Raw genomic sequence first — 16,389 nt, forward strand, 5'->3', positions numbered from 1 at the left:
ACAGCGCGTTGTGATGCAGGATAAAGCCGAACTGCGCCGCGCCGCCCTTTTCCGCCGCAAAGCACTGCCTGCCGACGAAATCGCGCAGCATAGCCAGCAGCTGTGCGACCAGCTATTCCAGCATTTTCCGGTGGCGGAGTGGCGCTGGCTGCACCTGTTTCTGCCGCTGGCCCGGTACAATGAACCGGACACCTGGCTAATTATCCATCGCATCTGGGCCGAGGGGCTGGCGGTGCGGCTGGCCATGCCCATGGTGCAGGCCGATGGGATTTCGCTGCGCCATTACGAGCTGACGCCGGACACGCCACTGCACCCCAGCCATTGGGGCATTCCCGAGCCTGCCGCTACCGCCGAAACGGAAGTACCGGCTGCCGCTTTCGATGCCGTGCTGGTGCCCCTGCTGGCCATGGACCGGGCCGGCCACCGCGTGGGCTACGGGGGAGGATTCTACGACCGGTTTCTGGCCCGGTGCCGGCCAGAAACGCAGTTCATCGGCCTGAGCGTGCTGGATGAGGCACCCGTAGCCACCATTGCCGATGTGTTGCCCACCGATGTGCCGCTCACGGCCTGCCTCATGCCGGGTGGGGTGTGGCATTTTTGAGGCATCTTGATAAAACGGAATATCAGGCTATTTATTATTCAGGGCAGGAATATTTTTTATTCATAACAGTCTCACAATAAGATAATAAGGTATTGCGTTTCCCGGGTATATTTCACCTAATACTCGCAGCCTTATGATGACTAATGCCCAGCTGGCGACGGCCAGCCTCGACGACATCGTGTTCGATGGTCGTAACCGCCAGTACGGGGCTTACCAGCTCCGCGCCCACTACCAGCGCCACATGACGCGGGCACTGATTATCGGCTCGGTCATGCTGGCTTTGCTGCTGGTTTTTCCGTTGGTAGCGCAGCTGCTGAAGGAGGATGTGCTGGTGGTACCGACTGACCTTGACAAAGGCAAGGTGACGCTCATTGCGCCGCCGCTGGCCCCCGAAAGGGTGATTACGCCTCCCCCGACAACGGCCCCGCCCAAGTCGGTACTTCCGGCCGCACCGGCTCAGCACCTGGCTGCCACGCGCTTCGTTGAAATGAAGGTGACGCCCGATGACCAGGCTACGGAGGACGTACCCGACCAGAAGCTGCTGGCCAATACCACCGTTTCCACCATCACCAGCATTGGCGAGGCTTCCGCAACCGACCTGGGGCCGCTGACCGATACTGGCGGCACCAAAGAGATTGGGGCCGATGTGGTAAAAGAAACGACGTACGTTTATGTGGAGCAAATGCCGGAACTACCGGGCGGCGGTGGCCAGAAAGCCATTGTAGCGGCTATCCAGAAGGCAGCGAAATACCCGGCACTAGCACTTGGCAATCAGATAGAGGGCAAAATATACGTCAGCTTTATTGTGAACTCACTGGGCGATGTTTCCGATGTGAAGGTGGTGAAAGGCCTAGGCTATGGCCTGGACGAGGAAACCATCCGCGCTGTAAAAACCCTGCCCCGGTTCACCCCGGGCAAGCAAAATGGCCGGGCGGTGAGCGTGGCCTACACCGTGCCCATTAGCTTCAAAATTCAATAAGCACTTCGGACCGGCAGCATAAAAAACGTCCGGCTCCGCTTGCTTCGCCTGTGCGAACGCGAGCAGAGCCGGACATTTTTTATGCTGCTTATTTTGCCTACTTCAGCTCCGCCTCCACGCCCGTGATGCGGGCCTGGCCCCAGGGCGCGATGCTGACGCGCACCCGCAGCGGGTGCAGGCGGCCGGCTTTTTCGAGACGTAGGCCGCTGCCTTCGGGCACGTAGTAGCGCTCCAGGTTGAAGCGCAGGTTGAACGAGCTCCGGTACACATCCGTGACCCAGCCGCGCAGCACGGCCTGGCCCACGCCGGGCTTTGGGGCCTGCGGATACACGCCCACGGCGGTGCTGAAGCTATCGGAGCCGGTGGCCAGCAGCACGAACACCGCTTGGCGGCGCTGCGGGGCGGCGGGGCCTTGCCAGCGGCTCAGGGGCGTTTCGCTGATGGCGTAGTGCAGGCGCACGAAGTCGCCGTAGAGCAGGTCGCGCGGGTCGATGGGCGTGGTGGCCAGCATAACTTTCTGGCCCAGGGCCGTGGTGGCGTAGCCTGCGCCGGCCACGCCCAGCACGTAGAGCACCTGCGCGGCCACCAGGGCGCGCAGCATCGGGCGGCGGCGCGCCGGGCTTGAGAACCAAGAGAGCAGGTCAGTCATTCGATAATTATGAATTGAAGCTGTTTAGAAAGTCCCCGAACGGTCATGCAGAGCGCAGCGCAGCATCTTGCTCGCATCGTCACGTCCGTTCAACGATGCGAGCAAGATGCTGCGCTCTGCATGACCGTTTGAGGACCTTTTGTGACTTTCTAAACAACTCCATTATAAATTATGAATTGGCTCTGCGGTTTCGGAGTCATTGGCCGGGATGGGTGGGGTGCCCGTCTGCTGCGCTACGGCCGGGGCGGCGGCGGCCAGTACCTGGGCGTTGCGGCGGCGCAGGTACCAACTCAGGGCCAGCAGCAGAATACCGCCAATCAGGAAAAACAGCGACTTATCCATGAAGCCCCAGGTGAGCTTGAAGTAGGCCACGGCGGTGGCGGCCACAAACAGCACCGCGCCGATGGTGAGCTGCTCCGGGTCGTGGTCACGGTTGGCGCGGGCCAGCACCGAGCCGGCGTGGGCATACAGCACCACCAGCGTAGCCACGGCCAGCGACAACCCGCCCGACAAGTAAAAGCCCGGCAGCAGCAGCAGCCACTCGGGCAGGGTGGCCAGGCTGCCCCGCGCCCGCTTGCCGGCTACCGATAGGGCCAGCACGGCCGCCAGCGCCCCCAGGTAAGGCAGCAGCGGCGGCCGCAGCACGTTGGCATAGGCATCGGCTTCGCCAAACACCGCCAGCCCGAACATAAATAGATAGGCCGCCACCAGCGGCGGCACCTGTAGGGCGCGGCCACCGAGGCGGTTGAGCTGCCAGTCGCCGGCCGTGTAGATGGCCATGGCCGGCACAAAGAACCAGGTAATTTTGGCGTGTAGCACGATGATGAGCAGGCCCACCTGCCAGAGCAGGCCGGCGGCCAGCACGTAGCTGCCCACCACATCGGGCCGGCGCCACCAGTAGTAGCCCATGCCGCCCACCACCAGCCACGCCGTGACGTAGCTGAAGATACCCAGCGACTCGACGCAGTACGTTTGCACCGCTGCCCCGATGAGCACCGTGAGCAGCACCAGCAGCCGCGAGCCGTATACGTAGCTCAGGCCCACACCTGCTATACCCAGGCCAGCAGGCCACTGGCATCGTAGCCCACCAGCTGAAAAAGCTGGCTGGTGAGAATGATGCTGGCCCCAAACAGCAGTAGCCCAAGCCCGATGAGGCCGTGGCCGAGGTCGGGGTTACCGCGCCGCAGGAAGTAGGCACCCGCACCGTAGCTGCCCACCAAACTGCCCAGCAGCAGCGCCAGCCGCAGGGCGGTGGGCAGGCCCTGCCAGTTGGCGGCTACCACGCTCAGTCCGCTCAGGCCCACCAGCACGCTGCCCAGGATGGGGAGCAGGCCCAGGGCCGGGGCCTGCTGCGGGTAGCGGGCCAGCAGTTGCTGCTGCTGCGCCTCGCTGATGAGGCCATCGGTGACCCAGCCGGGACTTTCGGTATCGAGAAATTTGCGGGACAAGGGGTAGGATGTGGGGGTAAGCGGATATGGAGGCAGGAGGGTAAGTGCGAAGGTAGGAGAATCCCCAACGCGTTGCGATGCTCTCCCCATTGCACCCGCTTGCCTCCGCATCCTCCTATCCCACCTTCCGGCCGCGTCATTTCGCGCAGACCGGGTGGCAACTCATGGGGTTTTTGCCGGGGTTCGGGGCTGATTTCAGTGGATTGAGGGCGGTACTAGCGGCGGCAGGTAGGCAGCGGGGCTTGTTTTGGGCATTCTTCACTCCCAAGCCCTACGCTTATGAAACTGCTGCACACGCTTCGCCGGCTGGCCCTGGCCCCGTTGTTCTGGCTGCCTCTGGCCAGCTTTGCCCAAACGCCCACCCCGGCGCAACCTGAAACAGTTTTTGCCGGGGTGCCGCAGGAAACCATCGCGGGCGAGGCCCCGGCATTCCAGCTCTTCGACGAGACGTTCTACGACAACCAGTTGTTTTTGCTGGGCGAGGCGCACGGCGTGCAGCGGCCCCAGGAGTTAGATTTCGCCCTGCTCAAGCACCTGAACCAGCGGGCCGGCGTGCGTACCTACGTGGCCGAAGTAGACTGCGCCAAGGCCTATTACCTGAACGAGTACCTGCGCACGGGCGATGCAGCAACCCTGGACCTGGTTTTCCGCAGCTGGCTGGCGGAAACCTCCTAGTGGGCCAACCAGGATTTCCGGGCCAAGCTCCGGCGCATCCGGGCCTGGAACCTGACGCTGCCCGCAACCCGCAAAGTCCGCTTTCTCGGCCTCGACCAACTCCAGGACCTACCGCTGGCCGCTGATTACCTGGCGGCCCTGCTGCGGAAAAGCCCACCGTCCCAATCCCTCCGCCCCCAGTTGGATTCGGTGGTTACCATGCTGCGGCAGCCGACGGCCAACCCGGCGCTGGCCGGCCTGCCCCATCATCTTCACCACGGCCTACGACCAGTTTCTGCTGGCCGCGTTCCAGGGCAACGGCATTGCCTACCTGCTCAAGCCCTTCACCCTGGAGCAGCTGCAGGCCGCCCTGGCCAAATACGAGCGGCTGCGCACCAACCTCGCGCCGCCCCCGCCCACGCCCAGCCTGCCCCCGGATGTGATGCGCGAGCTCACCCAGGCCCTGCGCCAGCACAGCCAGCCGGCCTACAAGCAGCGCTTTTCGGTGCGGATGCGCAACGGCCTCTACCTGCTCCAGACCGCCGACATTGCCTACCTGCAGGCCGACGAGGGCGTAACCTTCGCCGTGGACGGGGCCGGCACGCGCTACCCCCTCAGCGGCACGCTGGCCGAGCTGGAGCGCCAGCTCGACCCCAGCCGCTTCGGCCGCCTCAACCGCTCCGAGCTGGTAAACGTGGCCTTCATCGAGCGGGCCGAGCCGTACTTCAACAACCGCCTCGCCGTGAAGCTGCGCGCCCCCGGCCTCACCCTCACCACCAGCGCCGCCCAAACCCCCGAGTTCCGCCGCTGGCTGGAAGGGTAATTGTAGCGTGGACTCTGCGAGTGCGCATGTCGTTCGGTCAACACGCGGACTCGCAGAGTCCACGCTACACCCTATTTCACGGCCCGCGTCATCTCGCGCTTGCCGGGGGGGCCGGGCAGCTTTTCCGTCAGCCAGCCGGCGGCGCGCAGGTTGCGGCGAAACTGACCCTGAGCGCAGTAGGTCACCAGTACCGCGCCGGGCGCGGCGGCGGCGTAGAGCTGGGCAAACACGGCTTCCGTCCACAGCTCGGGCTGCTTTTCGGGGGCGAAGGCATCGAAATAAAACAGGTTGTACTGACCGGCGGGCAGCGCGGCGGCTTGCAGCGACTGGTGCCGCTTGCGTAGCCGGAAGCCGGGCAGCAATTCCACCGGCGCATCCCAGGGCGCGGCGTGCAGCTCGGCAAACAGTTCTTTGATGGGGGTGCCGCGCTCGTCCCACTCGGGTTGCAGGGCGGCCACCACGGCGGGCGGCAGCGGGAAGGTTTCGAGGCCGTCGTACTCGATGAAAGCGCCGGCGGCCTGGGCGGCTTCCAGCGTTAATAGCGCGTTCAGGCCGGTACCGAGGCCGATTTCGAGGATGCGTAGGGACTGGCCGGTTGCGGCGGCGGCGGGCAGCAGCGGGGCCAGCCCGTGCCGGATGAAGACATGCGCCGACTCCTGCCGCGCCCCGTGCTGCGAGTGGTAATGCTCATTCAGGGCCGGCACGAAAAGCGTGGCCGAGCCGTCGGCCGTGCGGCGCACCTCTACCTTTGGCTCGCTGGAGAATTCCTGATTTTTCATTCCTCATTCTTCATTAAAAATATGCCCCGCGTAAAAGTAGCCCTGCCCGATACCTTCTCCTTCATCACCGAAATTCCGGTTCGCATCACCGACCTCAACTACGGTGGGCACGTGGGCAACGACGCCATGCTGGGAATCCTACACGAGGCACGGGTGCATTTCCTGCGCTCCATCGGTGTGCCGAATGACTACGATGCCGTCACCAAGCTCGGCCTCATCATGGTGGATGTGGCCGTGGAGTACAAGGGTGAAGCTTTCCACGGCGACGTGCTGCGCGTGCAGATGGCCGGCAACGACCTCAATAAATACGGCTTCGACGTGGTGTACCACGTGCACAACCAGGCCGGCAAGGAGGTGGCCCGCGCCAAAACCGGGATGCTCTGCTTCGACTACAACACCCATAAGCTGCGCCTGCTGCCCGAGGAGCTGGCCGCGCAGCTGCAATAGCCGCCCGTGTTTCGCCTCGTCCTCCTCACCGCGCCCACGGCCCTGCCCGATGAGGCACGCCTGCTCGCTGCCCTGCTCGGCGCGGGTTCCAAAACCCTGCACCTGCGCAAGCCCGGCTGGCCCGCCGCACCGGTCGAAGACCTGATTCAGGCCATTCCCGCGCAGTTTCACGCGCGGCTGGTGCTGCACGGGCACCCCGAGCTGGTACGGCGTTACCGCCTCGGCGGTCTGCACCTCACGGGGCAGCAGCGCGCCGCCACCGTGCGCCGCCCTACCCTCCTGCCCGGCCAGACGCTCTCCACGTCCTTCCACTCGCTGGCCGAAATCGACCGGCACCGCCGCCGCTACGACTACGTTTTTCTGAGCCCGATTTTCGACAGCATCAGCAAGGAGGGCTACGGCAGCACCTTCAAGCTGCCCGAGCTGCGGGCGTTTTTCCAGCGGCAGGCGGGCCGGGCCGGCTACCACGCGCCGGTGCTGGCGCTGGGCGGCATTGCGGCCACCAACCTGGCGCTGGTGCAGGTGGCTGGCTTCGCGGGCGCGGCTGTGCTGGGCACTATCTGGCAAAGCCCGGACCCGGTGGCGGCCCTGCGGCAGCTGCAGGAGCAGGTGTAGTGTGTGCTTTGCAGTACGCGGCGCGGTGGCTTAGGCCAGGGCTGCGTCCCAGTCTTTCCACACCGGCTCGTAGCCCTGGCGGCGCAGCATGGCTGCCACTTCAGCGGGGGTGCGCTCATCGGAAATCTCGAATTGCTCCAGCGACTCCGGGGCCACGGCGTAGCCGCCGGGGTTGGTTTTGGAGCCCGCGCTGATGCTGGTGATGCCCAGCTTAATGACGTGGTCGCGGAAAACCGGGCTTTCGCGGGTCGAAATCGACAGTTCCACCTCGCCGTTCCAGATGCGGTAGGCGCAAATGAGCTGCACCAGCTCGCGGTCGCTCATTTCCACTTTGGGCTGAAGCATGCCTTCGGCCGGCCGCAGACGCGGAAACGACAAGCTGTACTTGGTCTGCCAGTAGGTTTTTTCGAGATAATCCAAGTGCAGAGCGGTGTAGAAGCAGTCGGTGCGCCAGTCTTCAAGCCCGATGAGCACGCCCAGCCCCATTTTGTGGATGCCGGCCCGGCCCAGCCGGTCGGGCGTGTCGAGGCGGTAGTCGAAGTTCGATTTCTTGCCCTTGGGATGGTGCTTTTTGTAGTCGGCACGGTGGTAAGTTTCCTGGTACACCAGCACCGTATTCAGGCCCTCTGGAATCAGGCGCTCGTAGTCGGCCTGGTCCAGCGGCTGCACTTCCATGGAGAGATGCGCGAACTGCGTGCGCAGCGTACGCAGGGCCTTTTCGAGGTAGTCCACGCCCACCGTCACGTTGGCCTCGCCGGTCACGAGCAGCACGTGGTCGTAGCCCCAGTCCTTGAGCACGGCCGCTTCCAGCAGCATTTCCACGCTGCTGAGGGTGCGCCGGGCAATCTTATTATCGAGGCTGAAGCCGCAGTACGTGCAGATATTCTGGCACTCATTGCTCAGGTACAGCGGCGCATACAGCTGCAGGGTGTTGCCAAACCGCTTGCGCGTGAGCTGGTGGCTGAGCTGCGCCATCTGCTCCAGATACGGCGCGGCGGCGGGCGAAATCAGCGCCTTGAAGTCTTCCAGCGTGCGCTGCGGCGCGGCCAGGGCGTGCGCTACGTCGGCGGCCGTTTTGGCGTAGATGCTGGCCTTCACGTCGTCCCAGGGCTGGGCCTCGAAAATAGGTTGGAAGCTCATGTTGAAGGTTGTTTTTTAAACGTGAACATCATGCTTCGCTACGCTCTGCATGACGTTCTTTTCAAGTACCATCAGGACTCAACTTTACATATCCAGAAACGCCGTGAGCGGCGAGCTCGCCACCGCCTCGGTGTGCGCTACCGGCCCGGCCAGCCGCGCCTCGTAGGCCATGCGCCCAGCCTCCACGGCTAGGCGAAAGGCCGTGGCCATGGCTACCGGGTTGCCGGCCACGGCAATGGCCGTGTTCACCAGCACGGCATCAGCGCCCATTTCCAGGGCTGCCGCCGCGTGCGAGGGGGCCCCGATGCCGGCATCCACCACCACCGGCACCTTGCTCTGGCCGATGATGATTTCCAGAAATTCTCGCGTCAGCAAGCCCTTGTTGGAGCCGATGGGCGAACCCAGGGGCATCACCGCCGCCACGCCCACTTCTTCCAGCCGCTTGCACAGCACCGGGTCGGCGTGGATGTAGGGCAGTACCACGAAGCCCAGCTTCACCAGCTCCTCAGCGGCTTTTAGGGTTTCGATGGGGTCAGGCAGCAGGTACTTGGGGTCGGGGTGGATTTCGAGCTTGAGCCAGTTGGTTTCCAGCGCCTCGCGGGCCAGCTGGGCGGCAAAAACGGCTTCTTTGGCCGTGCGTACGCCAGAGGTATTGGGCAGCAGGTGGAACTGCGGGTGCGCGAGGTGGCGCAGGATATCATCCTCGGCATTGGCCACGTCCACCCGTTTCAGGGCCACCGTCACCAGCTCCGAGCCGGAAGCCAGCAGGGCTTCCTCCATCAAAGCCGAGGAGCTGAATTTGCCCGTGCCGGTGAACAGGCGCGAGGTAAACTCCCGGCCGGCGATAACCAGTTTTTTAGTCAACATACTCGTTAAATGGCTTCTACCCCCGTTAATTCACGAACAAACTGCCCGGCTGCCACCGCCGGATTTTCGGCCGCCCCAATGGCCCCCGACACCGCCACGCCGTGCAGCCCCGTTGCCAGCAGCGCGGCCACATCGGCCAGCAGAACGCCCCCAATGCCAATAACCGGCACGGCAATGCCCGCCGCCCGGCACTGCTGCATGATATCGGCGTAGCCCGCCAGGCCCAACACCGGGCTTAGCTTTTCTTTTGTCGTGGTGAAGCGAAACGGCCCCAGCCCCACGTAGTCGACCCCGGCCGCCGCCAGCCGCTGCACGTCGGCAAAGGTGTTGGCCGTACCGCCGACGATGAAACGTGCCCCCAGCATCTGGCGGGCTTCGTCAGGCGGCAAATCCTGCTGGCCCAGGTGCACGCCCCCGGCCCCGATTTCCTGCGCCAGCACCGGATTATCATTGATGATGAGCGTGGCCCCATGGCGGCGGCACACGGCCTGCGTTTCCAGCGCCAGCTGCTTCCAGATGGCGGGCGGCTGGTTTTTCACCCGCAGCTGCACCCAGCGCACACCGCACTGGCAAGCCAGCTCAGCCGCCTCGGGACTGGCGGTGATATAGTGGAGGGAATTGATTTTCATTAGGAATTATGCGTTTGAATGGTACCCCAGCAGCGAATCGTTGCTGGCCAGAAATGCGGTGACATACTCCTTGCCCGTCCGGCAGGCTTCCACGAGCCCCTCCCCTTTCGCGAGCCCCGCCAGCACCGCCGACGACAGCACGCAGCCGCTGCCGTGCTTCTCGCCATGCGCCAACCGCGCCGCCGAAAACGCATGCCGCCGCCCGCCTTCCAGCAGCACGTCAGTCGACAGCTCGCCCGCCGCGTGCCCGCCCTTCAGCAGCACCGGGCAAAAATTCGCCACGGCCGCCGCCGCCTCAGCCGATTCACCGGGCCAGAGGCGCAGCATTTCGGGCTGATTGGGGGTGATGAGGGCCATTTCGGCGCACAGGGCGCAGATCAGGTCGCGGTCGATGGCGCGGTGAAACTCGTAGCCGGCCGTGGCTTTCAGCACCGGGTCCCACACGATTTGCAGGTTTCGATTCTGGCTTTTCAGCCAGCCAATCAGCTCCAGCAGCTGTGGCAGGCTTTCAATAAGGCCAATTTTGATGAAGTCGACTTGAAAGCGCGCGAACAGAATGCGTAGCTGGTCGCGGATTTCAGCGGCCGGCACCCAGCGCACGCGCTCAAACGCCACATCGTTCTGCACCGTGAGGGCGGTGCACACGCCCAGGCCGTACACGCCGCTGGCTTCCAGCGTTTTCACGTCGGCCAGCAGGCCCGCGCCCGCGCTGGGGTCGAAGCCGGCAATGGTGAGGGCGTAGGGGCGCATGGGTGGTACTTGGTTTCTGGTGCTTGGATGAACGTCATGCTGAGCGCAGCCGAAGCATCTCTACCGCTTCGTTGAATCGGCTTGATTACTTGTGCGGTAGAGATGCTTCGGCTGCGCTCAGCATGACGTTCTTTTTTTCAGGAGGGCGTTAGAAATAAATCTCGCTACCCTTTTCCACAAATTCCTTCGACTTTTCTACCATCCCTTTCGCCAAAACCTCACTAGCCGTCATATCCTGCTTGGCCGCGTAGTCGCGCACTTCCTGCGTGATTTTCATCGAGCAGAAGTGCGGGCCGCACATCGAGCAGAAGTGGGCCACTTTGGCGCCTTCGGCGGGCAGGGTTTCGTCGTGGTATTCGCGGGCAGTGTCGGGGTCGAGGCTCAGGTTGAACTGGTCTTCCCAGCGGAACTCGAAGCGGGCTTTGCTCAGGGCGTTGTCGCGGTACTGGGCTCCCGGGTGGCCTTTAGCCAGGTCGGCGGCGTGGGCGGCAATTTTGTAGGCAATCACACCGTCCTTCACGTCCTGCTTGTTGGGCAGGCCGAGGTGCTCCTTGGGGGTCACGTAGCAGAGCATGGCTGTGCCAAACCAGCCAATCATGGCCGCGCCAATGGCGGAGGTGATGTGGTCGTAGCCCGGCGCTATGTCCGTGGTGAGCGGGCCCAGCGTGTAGAAGGGCGCTTCGTGGCACTCCTTCAGCTGCTTCTCCATGTTCTCCTTGATGAGGTGCATGGGCACGTGGCCGGGGCCCTCAATCATTACCTGCACGTCGTGCTTCCAGGCAATTTTGGTGAGCTCGCCCAGGGTTTCCAGCTCGGCAAACTGGGCCTCATCGTTGGCATCGGCGATGGAGCCGGGACGCAGGCCGTCGCCCAGCGAGAAGGCCACGTCGTAGGCCTTCATGATTTCGCAGATTTCCTCAAAGTGCGTATAGAGGAAGCTCTCCTGATGGTGTGCCAGGCACCATTTAGCCATAATGGAACCGCCCCGCGATACGATGCCGGTCACGCGCTTGGCGGTCATCGGTACATAGCGCAGCAGCACGCCGGCGTGGATGGTGAAATAGTCCACGCCCTGCTCGGCCTGCTCAATCAGCGTGTCGCGGAACAGCTCCCAGGTCAGGTCTTCGGCCTTGCCATTCACCTTTTCCAGCGCCTGATAGATGGGCACCGTGCCCACTGGCACCGGACAGTTGCGGATAATCCACTCGCGGGTTTCGTGGATGTTCTTGCCCGTGCTCAAATCCATCAGCGTGTCGCCGCCCCAGCGGCAGCTCCACACGGCCTTATCCACCTCTTCCTCAATGGATGACGTAACGGCCGAATTGCCGATATTGGTGTTGATTTTCACCAGAAAATTGCGCCCGATAATCATTGGCTCGCTTTCCGGGTGGTTGATGTTGGAGGGTATGACGGCGCGGCCGGCGGCCACTTCCTGGCGCACGAACTCGGCGGTGATGTGGCCCTCCGGCGTGTTGGCCCCGAAGCTGTGGCCGCGGTGCTGGGTGCGCAACGGGTCGTCAGCCGGCAGCTCGTCGAAGCGTTGGTTTTCGCGGATGGCGATGTACTCCATCTCGGGCGTGATGAGGCCCTTTTTGGCATAGTGCATCTGGCTCACGTTGGAGCCCGGCTTGGCGCGCAGCGGGGCCGCGATGTGCTCGAAGCGCAGGTGGTCGAGCTGCTGGTCGGCGGCGCGCTGCTGGCCGTAGTCGGAGGTGGTGCCGGACAGCTGCTCCACGTCGCCACGGTCCAGAATCCAGCTTTCACGCAGGCGGGGCAGGCCTTTTTTCAAGTCGATTTCGACGTTGGGGTCGGTGTAGGGGCCACTGGTGTCGTACACCGTCACGGGCGGGTTTTTCTCCGAAGGGAAGCCGAAATCGAACTGGCGCTCGGTATCAGCCAGGATGATTTCGCGCATGGCCACCCGGATTTCGGGATGCAGCTTGCCTTGCACGTAGATTTTGCGGGAGCCGGTGAGGGGCTGGCGCTCCACCAGCGTCTTCTGGGGGGCCTGGTCTTTCTTCTTCATCTATCTCTGTTGAAAAGTGTGATGGTTGATTGGTTGGTTGTCATCTGTCATCCTGAGCTTGCGAAGGACCTTATCACCGCCGAGCAATTTGCAGTAACTCAATCGATGCGAGCGTGATAAGGTCCTTCGCAAGCTCAGGATAACAGACGTGAGATGACAGGCGAAGCCCCTACCCGCCCTGCGTGGCGCGGATGATGGTAACCCGGTCTTGTTCGTGCAATTGGAGGGACGACCACTCGGCGCGGGGTACCACGGCGTCGTTCACGGCCACGGCCAGGCCGCGCGGCTCGGTGATGCCGCGCGCGGTGAGCAGGTCGATGAGCGACTGGTTATCAGCCGCTTCCTGAGGAGAATTATTGATATAGCAGACCATGCAACCAGAATTAGTTGGGACGGAGAAAGCCATAAACAATAGTGGGTGTCGGCCACGACCCGCCCCGAAAGGCAGCCGCAGGGCGGACCAGTACTTTTCCCTTCGCTGGTATTAGCCAGAATCAGGTTCCAAGGGTATCATCTCAGCTACGGCGAAGCGCAGCACCCCTAAAGTTTATGCAACAAAGATAGGCGACTTTTGCCAAACAACTAGCAACGCGGAACCCAACGCCCTGCCTGCTTGTATCTTTGCACTATGCTGCTAGAATTGCCCCTCGCCCCCACCGTTACCAAGCGCGACATTCGTAAAACCTCGTCCGACGAGCTCAAGGCCTTTATGGTGGAGCACGGCGAGAAGCCTTTCCGCGCCAAGCAGGTAACTGAGTGGCTGTGGAAGAACACCGCCGCCACCTTTGAGGAGATGAATAACATCTCGGTGGCCACCCGCGAGCTGCTGGACAAGCACTTCGCCATCAACGGCGTGACGGTACAAAACAAGCAGCTCAGCAACGACGGCACCATCAAATCAGCCTTCCGGCTGTACGATGGCAACGTGGTGGAGGGCGTGCTCATTCCGCACGATACACGCATGACGGCCTGCATCTCAAGCCAGGTAGGCTGCTCACTGACGTGCAAGTTCTGCGCCACCGGCTACATGGACCGCAAGCGCAACCTCGACGCGGCCGAGATTTACGACCAGGTGGTGCGCATTCGGGAGCAGTGCGAGGCGCAGTACGGCACGCCGCTCACCAACATTGTGTACATGGGCATGGGCGAGCCCCTGCTCAACTACGCCAACGTGGTGGAAAGCGTGCGCCGCATCACCTCGCCCGACGGCCTGAACATGGCCCCGCGCCGCATCACCATCAGCACGGCCGGCATTGCCAAGATGATTAAAAAGCTGGCCGACGATGACGTGAAGGCCAACCTGGCCCTCTCACTGCACGCCCCCACGGATGCCAAGCGCAACGAAATTATGCCCATCAACGAAGCCAACTCCCTGGCCGCGCTGAAGGAAGCCCTGCAGTACTACCACCAGAAAACCGGCCGCAAAGTCACGTATGAATACATCGTGTTCGACGGCTTCAACGATGGGCTGGACGATGCCGAGCACCTCTCCAAAATTGCCAAGTGGCTGCCCTGCAAGGTGAACCTCATCGAGTACAACCCCATCGAAAACGCTGATTACCAGAACGCGGCGGCCGATAAAATCACGGCCTTCCACAAGTACCTGGCCGACCGCGGCGTGCAAACCAACATCCGCCGCTCGCGGGGCAAGGACATCGACGCCGCCTGTGGGCAGCTGGCCGTGAAGGAAGAAAAGACGGCCGCGTAAGCAGCTTTTATCCGCGTTATTTTTCACGAAGAAGGCCCGTTTCCAGATTGGAAACGGGCCTTCTTGTCAATACAACAAACGCAACCGGCTTACTTCTTACTGCCGAAGCGAAAGGCAAAGTCCAGATACACGGGGATGATGTAAGTAGCGCCGAAATGACTGTCTACGTGTCGGTTTGATGTATAGGGAAGGTACGCGCCCGTGTTGGGGTCGTAGTAGTAGTCGGTCCGCTGCTCGTCGTGCGAGAAGAGGTAGCCATAGGCCGCCGCCACGCCCAGGCTGGTGCGCCGCCAGTTGAACTTGACACCGTAGAGGCCGCCCAAGCCGGCTTTGCTGTCGGCCACGATGTAGTTTTCGGTAACCAGGGATATGCGGCGCGAGATACGCTTCTGGCCCCCGAGCTGGATAACCGGCGTTTTGCCGATTTCGCCGCTGGTGAAGCCGTAGCCCAGGCCCAAGGTCAGGTTGTCGTCGGCCCCGCCGTAGGTGAGGGCGCCGTAGCCGATGCCGGCCCCGCCGCTGTTGCTGTCATCGAAGGGAATGTTGGCGTAGATAACGCCCGCGCCCAGGTGCACCTTCTCGCTGATGGGGGCCGTGAACTTGGGCGACAGCACAAAGGCCTGCTGCGACAGCGAAACTCCCGGAATGAGCGAAACCGTGGCTCCAACGGAGAAATTATCAGTGATGCCGTATTCGCCCCCCACAAAAAAGAGGTAGGTGGTGAGCAGCGTGCCTTCGCCCCGGCGCACGCCCCGGGCGGTGGGCGCGTTGAAGAGGCGCGTGCCGTTGCCAATGTCGTAGTAGCCTGCTTTGGCGCGGCCGGGGGCTTCACCCTGCAAATCGGCGTGCCGGACCTGGTCGCGCTGCAGGCTGATGTGGCCCAGCTCCGGGCTGTCGAACTCCAGGCCATTGAGGCTGAGGCCCACCAGGCTACCGGTGAAGGTGGTGCCTTTGGTGGTTTCGACGCGGTAGGTGCGGCCCAGCAGGTACTCGTTGGTGGTGGGCGAGGCCGACGTGGGCGGGGAAGTGGTTTGGGCCAGTGCGGCGGCGGGCAGCGCCAGCGCAAGGCTACAAAGAAGGCTGCGGAAAGCTGGAGTCATATGAAGCGGAAATGAAATATTCCCCAAAGATGTCTCTTCACCGCCAAACCGTTGCAAAGCAAGCGTTAATCTTGCAGAACTTTTAGCCGCATAAGCCTTTTTGGCTCAATCAATTCATTTCCCTTCCGGCGCTGCATCCCGATAGTGCGCCGTTGCGCCGCCCTATTTGCGCCACTTGCCTGTGGAGCGCGGGCGGCCGGTGGCCATTTCCTCGTCCGACTCGCCGGGGGCTATTTCTTCCAGACGCACGCGCACGGCGTGGGCTTTGGGCTGCACGCGCTGGCCGAAGGCATCGGCAAATTCCTGGGTGAATTCGGCCCCGAAGAAGATGATGAGCGACGAATAGTTGACCCACAACAGCAGCACAATGGCCGAGCCCGCCGCCCCAAACGCCGAGCCAGGGTCGGACTTGGCGATGTAGAACGCGATGAGGAACTTGCCAATCACGAAGAGCAGCGCTGTGATGAAGGCCCCCACGCCTACATCGCGCCAGCGGATAATAGCATCGGGCAGAAACCGGTAGATGAGCGCAAAAAGCAGCGTGGTAACGCCCAGCGACAGCGCGAAGTCAACGATTTTGATGGCAATAATCCCGATTTCGGGCAGCAACTGCTGGAGCCAGCCGGTGAAGGCGCTGAGCACGGCACTCACCACGAAGGAGATGAGCAGCAGCAGGGCCACACTCAAAATCAGCCCAAACGACAAAAAGCGCTGCTTGAGGAAGGCCCGGATGCCGATGCCGTTGGTTTTCACCTTCAGGTTCCAGATATCGTTGAGGCTCTCCTGGAGGGTGACGAAGAAGGTGGTGGCCGCAAATATGAGCGTAGCCACGCCGATGGTGGTGGCCAGCGGCCCGCGCTGCTGCACGGTGAACTTGGCAATGCTGTCCTGCAAAAATTTGGCAGAATCGGACCCCACCAAGCCCTTCAGCTGGCCGTATATCTGGCCCGTGATGGCCTCGCCGCCATACGCGGCGCTGGCTACTGTGATGACGATGAGCAACAGCGGCGGCAGGGAGAAGATGGTGTAGTACGACAGCGCCGCCGCATGCCGAAAGGAGTTATTGTTACTGAACTCGCCCGCCGAGGACTTGAGGACGGCAATAACGTCGGAAAACCTATAGTTGGTGGCCATGCAGAGCTGGATAGATAACAACGCCGAAAAGCAGAGGCGT

General features: G+C 62.6%; 19 protein-coding genes and 1 riboswitch. Of the genes, 7 read left to right on the plus strand and 12 right to left on the minus strand.

Annotated features, from left to right (window positions below):
• Nucleotides 1-13 precede the first annotated feature (13 nt).
• Together KQ659_RS19680 and KQ659_RS19685 are read left to right on the plus strand one after the other, a co-directional pair.
• A complete protein-coding gene (locus tag KQ659_RS19680) occupies nucleotides 14-601 on the plus strand; it encodes a 5-formyltetrahydrofolate cyclo-ligase (protein ID WP_216690812.1) in 588 nt (195 codons plus the stop codon).
• 133 nt (nucleotides 602-734) lie between these two features.
• On the plus strand, nucleotides 735-1,580 hold the full coding sequence (locus KQ659_RS19685) for an energy transducer TonB (protein WP_216679528.1): 846 nt from the start codon (nucleotides 735-737) through the stop codon (nucleotides 1,578-1,580).
• Between the two features lie 97 nt (nucleotides 1,581-1,677).
• Here KQ659_RS19685 and KQ659_RS19690 read toward each other — a convergent pair whose 3' ends face one another.
• The 3 genes from KQ659_RS19690 to KQ659_RS19700 all read right to left on the minus strand — a co-directional run bounded on the left by KQ659_RS19690 (nucleotide 1,678) and on the right by KQ659_RS19700 (nucleotide 3,677).
• A complete protein-coding gene (locus tag KQ659_RS19690) occupies nucleotides 1,678-2,229 on the minus strand; it encodes a GDYXXLXY domain-containing protein (RefSeq protein ID WP_216679527.1) in 552 nt (183 codons plus the stop codon).
• Between the two features lie 162 nt (nucleotides 2,230-2,391).
• Complete coding sequence (locus KQ659_RS19695; protein ID WP_216690551.1) at nucleotides 2,392-3,273, minus strand: hypothetical protein; 882 nt, start codon at nucleotides 3,271-3,273, stop codon at nucleotides 2,392-2,394.
• Between the two features lie 5 nt (nucleotides 3,274-3,278).
• The gene (locus KQ659_RS19700) at nucleotides 3,279-3,677 is read right to left on the minus strand and encodes a DUF2157 domain-containing protein (RefSeq protein WP_216690550.1); all 399 of its coding nucleotides are present in this window, start codon (nucleotides 3,675-3,677) and stop codon (nucleotides 3,279-3,281) included.
• A 279-nt stretch (nucleotides 3,678-3,956) separates the two neighbouring features.
• Between KQ659_RS19700 and KQ659_RS19705 the strand changes: the two genes are divergently transcribed.
• Together KQ659_RS19705 and KQ659_RS19710 are read left to right on the plus strand one after the other, a co-directional pair.
• Entirely contained in the window at nucleotides 3,957-4,352 is a 396-nt protein-coding gene (locus tag KQ659_RS19705; RefSeq protein WP_216690549.1) for a hypothetical protein, read from the plus strand.
• Between the two features lie 421 nt (nucleotides 4,353-4,773).
• Nucleotides 4,774-5,154: a LytR/AlgR family response regulator transcription factor gene (locus KQ659_RS19710; protein WP_216690548.1), complete on the plus strand. Its 381-nt coding sequence runs from the start codon at nucleotides 4,774-4,776 to the stop codon at nucleotides 5,152-5,154.
• 71 nt (nucleotides 5,155-5,225) lie between these two features.
• On the opposite strand, the gene mnmD is transcribed toward KQ659_RS19710, so the two are convergent.
• The gene (gene mnmD / locus KQ659_RS19715) at nucleotides 5,226-5,933 is read right to left on the minus strand and encodes a tRNA (5-methylaminomethyl-2-thiouridine)(34)-methyltransferase MnmD (RefSeq protein ID WP_216690547.1); all 708 of its coding nucleotides are present in this window, start codon (nucleotides 5,931-5,933) and stop codon (nucleotides 5,226-5,228) included.
• A 21-nt stretch (nucleotides 5,934-5,954) separates the two neighbouring features.
• On the opposite strand from mnmD, the gene KQ659_RS19720 reads away from it, so the two are divergent.
• Nucleotides 5,955-6,380 carry a thioesterase family protein gene (locus tag KQ659_RS19720; protein WP_216685759.1) on the plus strand — a complete coding sequence of 142 codons (426 nt, stop codon included), beginning with the start codon at nucleotides 5,955-5,957 and terminating at the stop codon, nucleotides 6,378-6,380.
• A 6-nt stretch (nucleotides 6,381-6,386) separates the two neighbouring features.
• The gene (locus KQ659_RS19725) at nucleotides 6,387-6,995 is read left to right on the plus strand and encodes a thiamine phosphate synthase (RefSeq protein WP_216690546.1); all 609 of its coding nucleotides are present in this window, start codon (nucleotides 6,387-6,389) and stop codon (nucleotides 6,993-6,995) included.
• 30 nt (nucleotides 6,996-7,025) lie between these two features.
• Here KQ659_RS19725 and thiH read toward each other — a convergent pair whose 3' ends face one another.
• The 6 genes from thiH to thiS all read right to left on the minus strand — a co-directional run bounded on the left by thiH (nucleotide 7,026) and on the right by thiS (nucleotide 12,780).
• Complete coding sequence (gene thiH, locus KQ659_RS19730) at nucleotides 7,026-8,135, minus strand: 2-iminoacetate synthase ThiH (RefSeq protein ID WP_216679521.1); 1,110 nt, start codon at nucleotides 8,133-8,135, stop codon at nucleotides 7,026-7,028.
• A gap of 84 nt (nucleotides 8,136-8,219) precedes the next feature.
• The gene (locus tag KQ659_RS19735; RefSeq protein WP_216679520.1) at nucleotides 8,220-9,002 is read right to left on the minus strand and encodes a thiazole synthase; all 783 of its coding nucleotides are present in this window, start codon (nucleotides 9,000-9,002) and stop codon (nucleotides 8,220-8,222) included.
• A gap of 5 nt (nucleotides 9,003-9,007) precedes the next feature.
• Nucleotides 9,008-9,631 (minus strand): thiamine phosphate synthase, encoded by a 624-nt coding sequence (locus tag KQ659_RS19740; protein ID WP_216690545.1) that lies wholly within the window; start codon nucleotides 9,629-9,631, stop codon nucleotides 9,008-9,010.
• A 6-nt stretch (nucleotides 9,632-9,637) separates the two neighbouring features.
• Entirely contained in the window at nucleotides 9,638-10,381 is a 744-nt protein-coding gene (locus KQ659_RS19745) for a hydroxymethylpyrimidine/phosphomethylpyrimidine kinase (protein WP_216690544.1), read from the minus strand.
• A 148-nt stretch (nucleotides 10,382-10,529) separates the two neighbouring features.
• Nucleotides 10,530-12,407 (minus strand): phosphomethylpyrimidine synthase ThiC, encoded by a 1,878-nt coding sequence (gene thiC / locus KQ659_RS19750; protein WP_216679517.1) that lies wholly within the window; start codon nucleotides 12,405-12,407, stop codon nucleotides 10,530-10,532.
• Nucleotides 12,408-12,576: 169 nt separating this feature from the next.
• The gene (gene thiS, locus KQ659_RS19755; protein ID WP_216679516.1) at nucleotides 12,577-12,780 is read right to left on the minus strand and encodes a sulfur carrier protein ThiS; all 204 of its coding nucleotides are present in this window, start codon (nucleotides 12,778-12,780) and stop codon (nucleotides 12,577-12,579) included.
• An 80-nt stretch (nucleotides 12,781-12,860) separates the two neighbouring features.
• Nucleotides 12,861-12,959, minus strand: a riboswitch (TPP riboswitch).
• Nucleotides 12,960-13,035: 76 nt separating this feature from the next.
• Between thiS and rlmN the strand changes: the two genes are divergently transcribed.
• Nucleotides 13,036-14,115 carry a 23S rRNA (adenine(2503)-C(2))-methyltransferase RlmN gene (rlmN, locus tag KQ659_RS19760; RefSeq protein ID WP_216679515.1) on the plus strand — a complete coding sequence of 360 codons (1,080 nt, stop codon included), beginning with the start codon at nucleotides 13,036-13,038 and terminating at the stop codon, nucleotides 14,113-14,115.
• 89 nt (nucleotides 14,116-14,204) lie between these two features.
• On the opposite strand, the gene KQ659_RS19765 is transcribed toward rlmN, so the two are convergent.
• Together KQ659_RS19765 and KQ659_RS19770 are read right to left on the minus strand one after the other, a co-directional pair.
• Nucleotides 14,205-15,215: a hypothetical protein gene (locus tag KQ659_RS19765; protein ID WP_216690543.1), complete on the minus strand. Its 1,011-nt coding sequence runs from the start codon at nucleotides 15,213-15,215 to the stop codon at nucleotides 14,205-14,207.
• Between the two features lie 162 nt (nucleotides 15,216-15,377).
• Complete coding sequence (locus tag KQ659_RS19770; RefSeq protein WP_216690542.1) at nucleotides 15,378-16,349, minus strand: YihY/virulence factor BrkB family protein; 972 nt, start codon at nucleotides 16,347-16,349, stop codon at nucleotides 15,378-15,380.
• Between the last annotated feature and the right edge of the window lie 40 nt (nucleotides 16,350-16,389).

The sequence above is a fragment of the Hymenobacter siberiensis genome (assembly GCF_018967865.2).
Lineage (GTDB): Bacteria > Bacteroidota > Bacteroidia > Cytophagales > Hymenobacteraceae > Hymenobacter > Hymenobacter siberiensis.

Coding starts and splice junctions, on each gene's coding strand:
- KQ659_RS19680 (WP_216690812.1), top strand. CDS start 14: ATGCAGGATAAAGCCGAACTGCGCCGCGCCGCCCTTTTCCGCCGCAAA.
- KQ659_RS19685 (WP_216679528.1), top strand. CDS start 735: ATGATGACTAATGCCCAGCTGGCGACGGCCAGCCTCGACGACATCGTG.
- KQ659_RS19690 (WP_216679527.1), bottom strand. CDS start 2,229: ATGACTGACCTGCTCTCTTGGTTCTCAAGCCCGGCGCGCCGCCGCCCG.
- KQ659_RS19705 (WP_216690549.1), top strand. CDS start 3,957: ATGAAACTGCTGCACACGCTTCGCCGGCTGGCCCTGGCCCCGTTGTTC.
- KQ659_RS19710 (WP_216690548.1), top strand. CDS start 4,774: ATGCGCGAGCTCACCCAGGCCCTGCGCCAGCACAGCCAGCCGGCCTAC.
- mnmD (WP_216690547.1), bottom strand. CDS start 5,933: ATGAAAAATCAGGAATTCTCCAGCGAGCCAAAGGTAGAGGTGCGCCGC.
- KQ659_RS19720 (WP_216685759.1), top strand. CDS start 5,955: ATGCCCCGCGTAAAAGTAGCCCTGCCCGATACCTTCTCCTTCATCACC.
- thiH (WP_216679521.1), bottom strand. CDS start 8,135: ATGAGCTTCCAACCTATTTTCGAGGCCCAGCCCTGGGACGACGTGAAG.
- KQ659_RS19735 (WP_216679520.1), bottom strand. CDS start 9,002: ATGTTGACTAAAAAACTGGTTATCGCCGGCCGGGAGTTTACCTCGCGC.
- KQ659_RS19740 (WP_216690545.1), bottom strand. CDS start 9,631: ATGAAAATCAATTCCCTCCACTATATCACCGCCAGTCCCGAGGCGGCT.
- KQ659_RS19745 (WP_216690544.1), bottom strand. CDS start 10,381: ATGCGCCCCTACGCCCTCACCATTGCCGGCTTCGACCCCAGCGCGGGC.
- thiC (WP_216679517.1), bottom strand. CDS start 12,407: ATGAAGAAGAAAGACCAGGCCCCCCAGAAGACGCTGGTGGAGCGCCAG.
- thiS (WP_216679516.1), bottom strand. CDS start 12,780: ATGGTCTGCTATATCAATAATTCTCCTCAGGAAGCGGCTGATAACCAG.
- rlmN (WP_216679515.1), top strand. CDS start 13,036: ATGCTGCTAGAATTGCCCCTCGCCCCCACCGTTACCAAGCGCGACATT.
- KQ659_RS19765 (WP_216690543.1), bottom strand. CDS start 15,215: ATGACTCCAGCTTTCCGCAGCCTTCTTTGTAGCCTTGCGCTGGCGCTG.
- KQ659_RS19770 (WP_216690542.1), bottom strand. CDS start 16,349: ATGGCCACCAACTATAGGTTTTCCGACGTTATTGCCGTCCTCAAGTCC.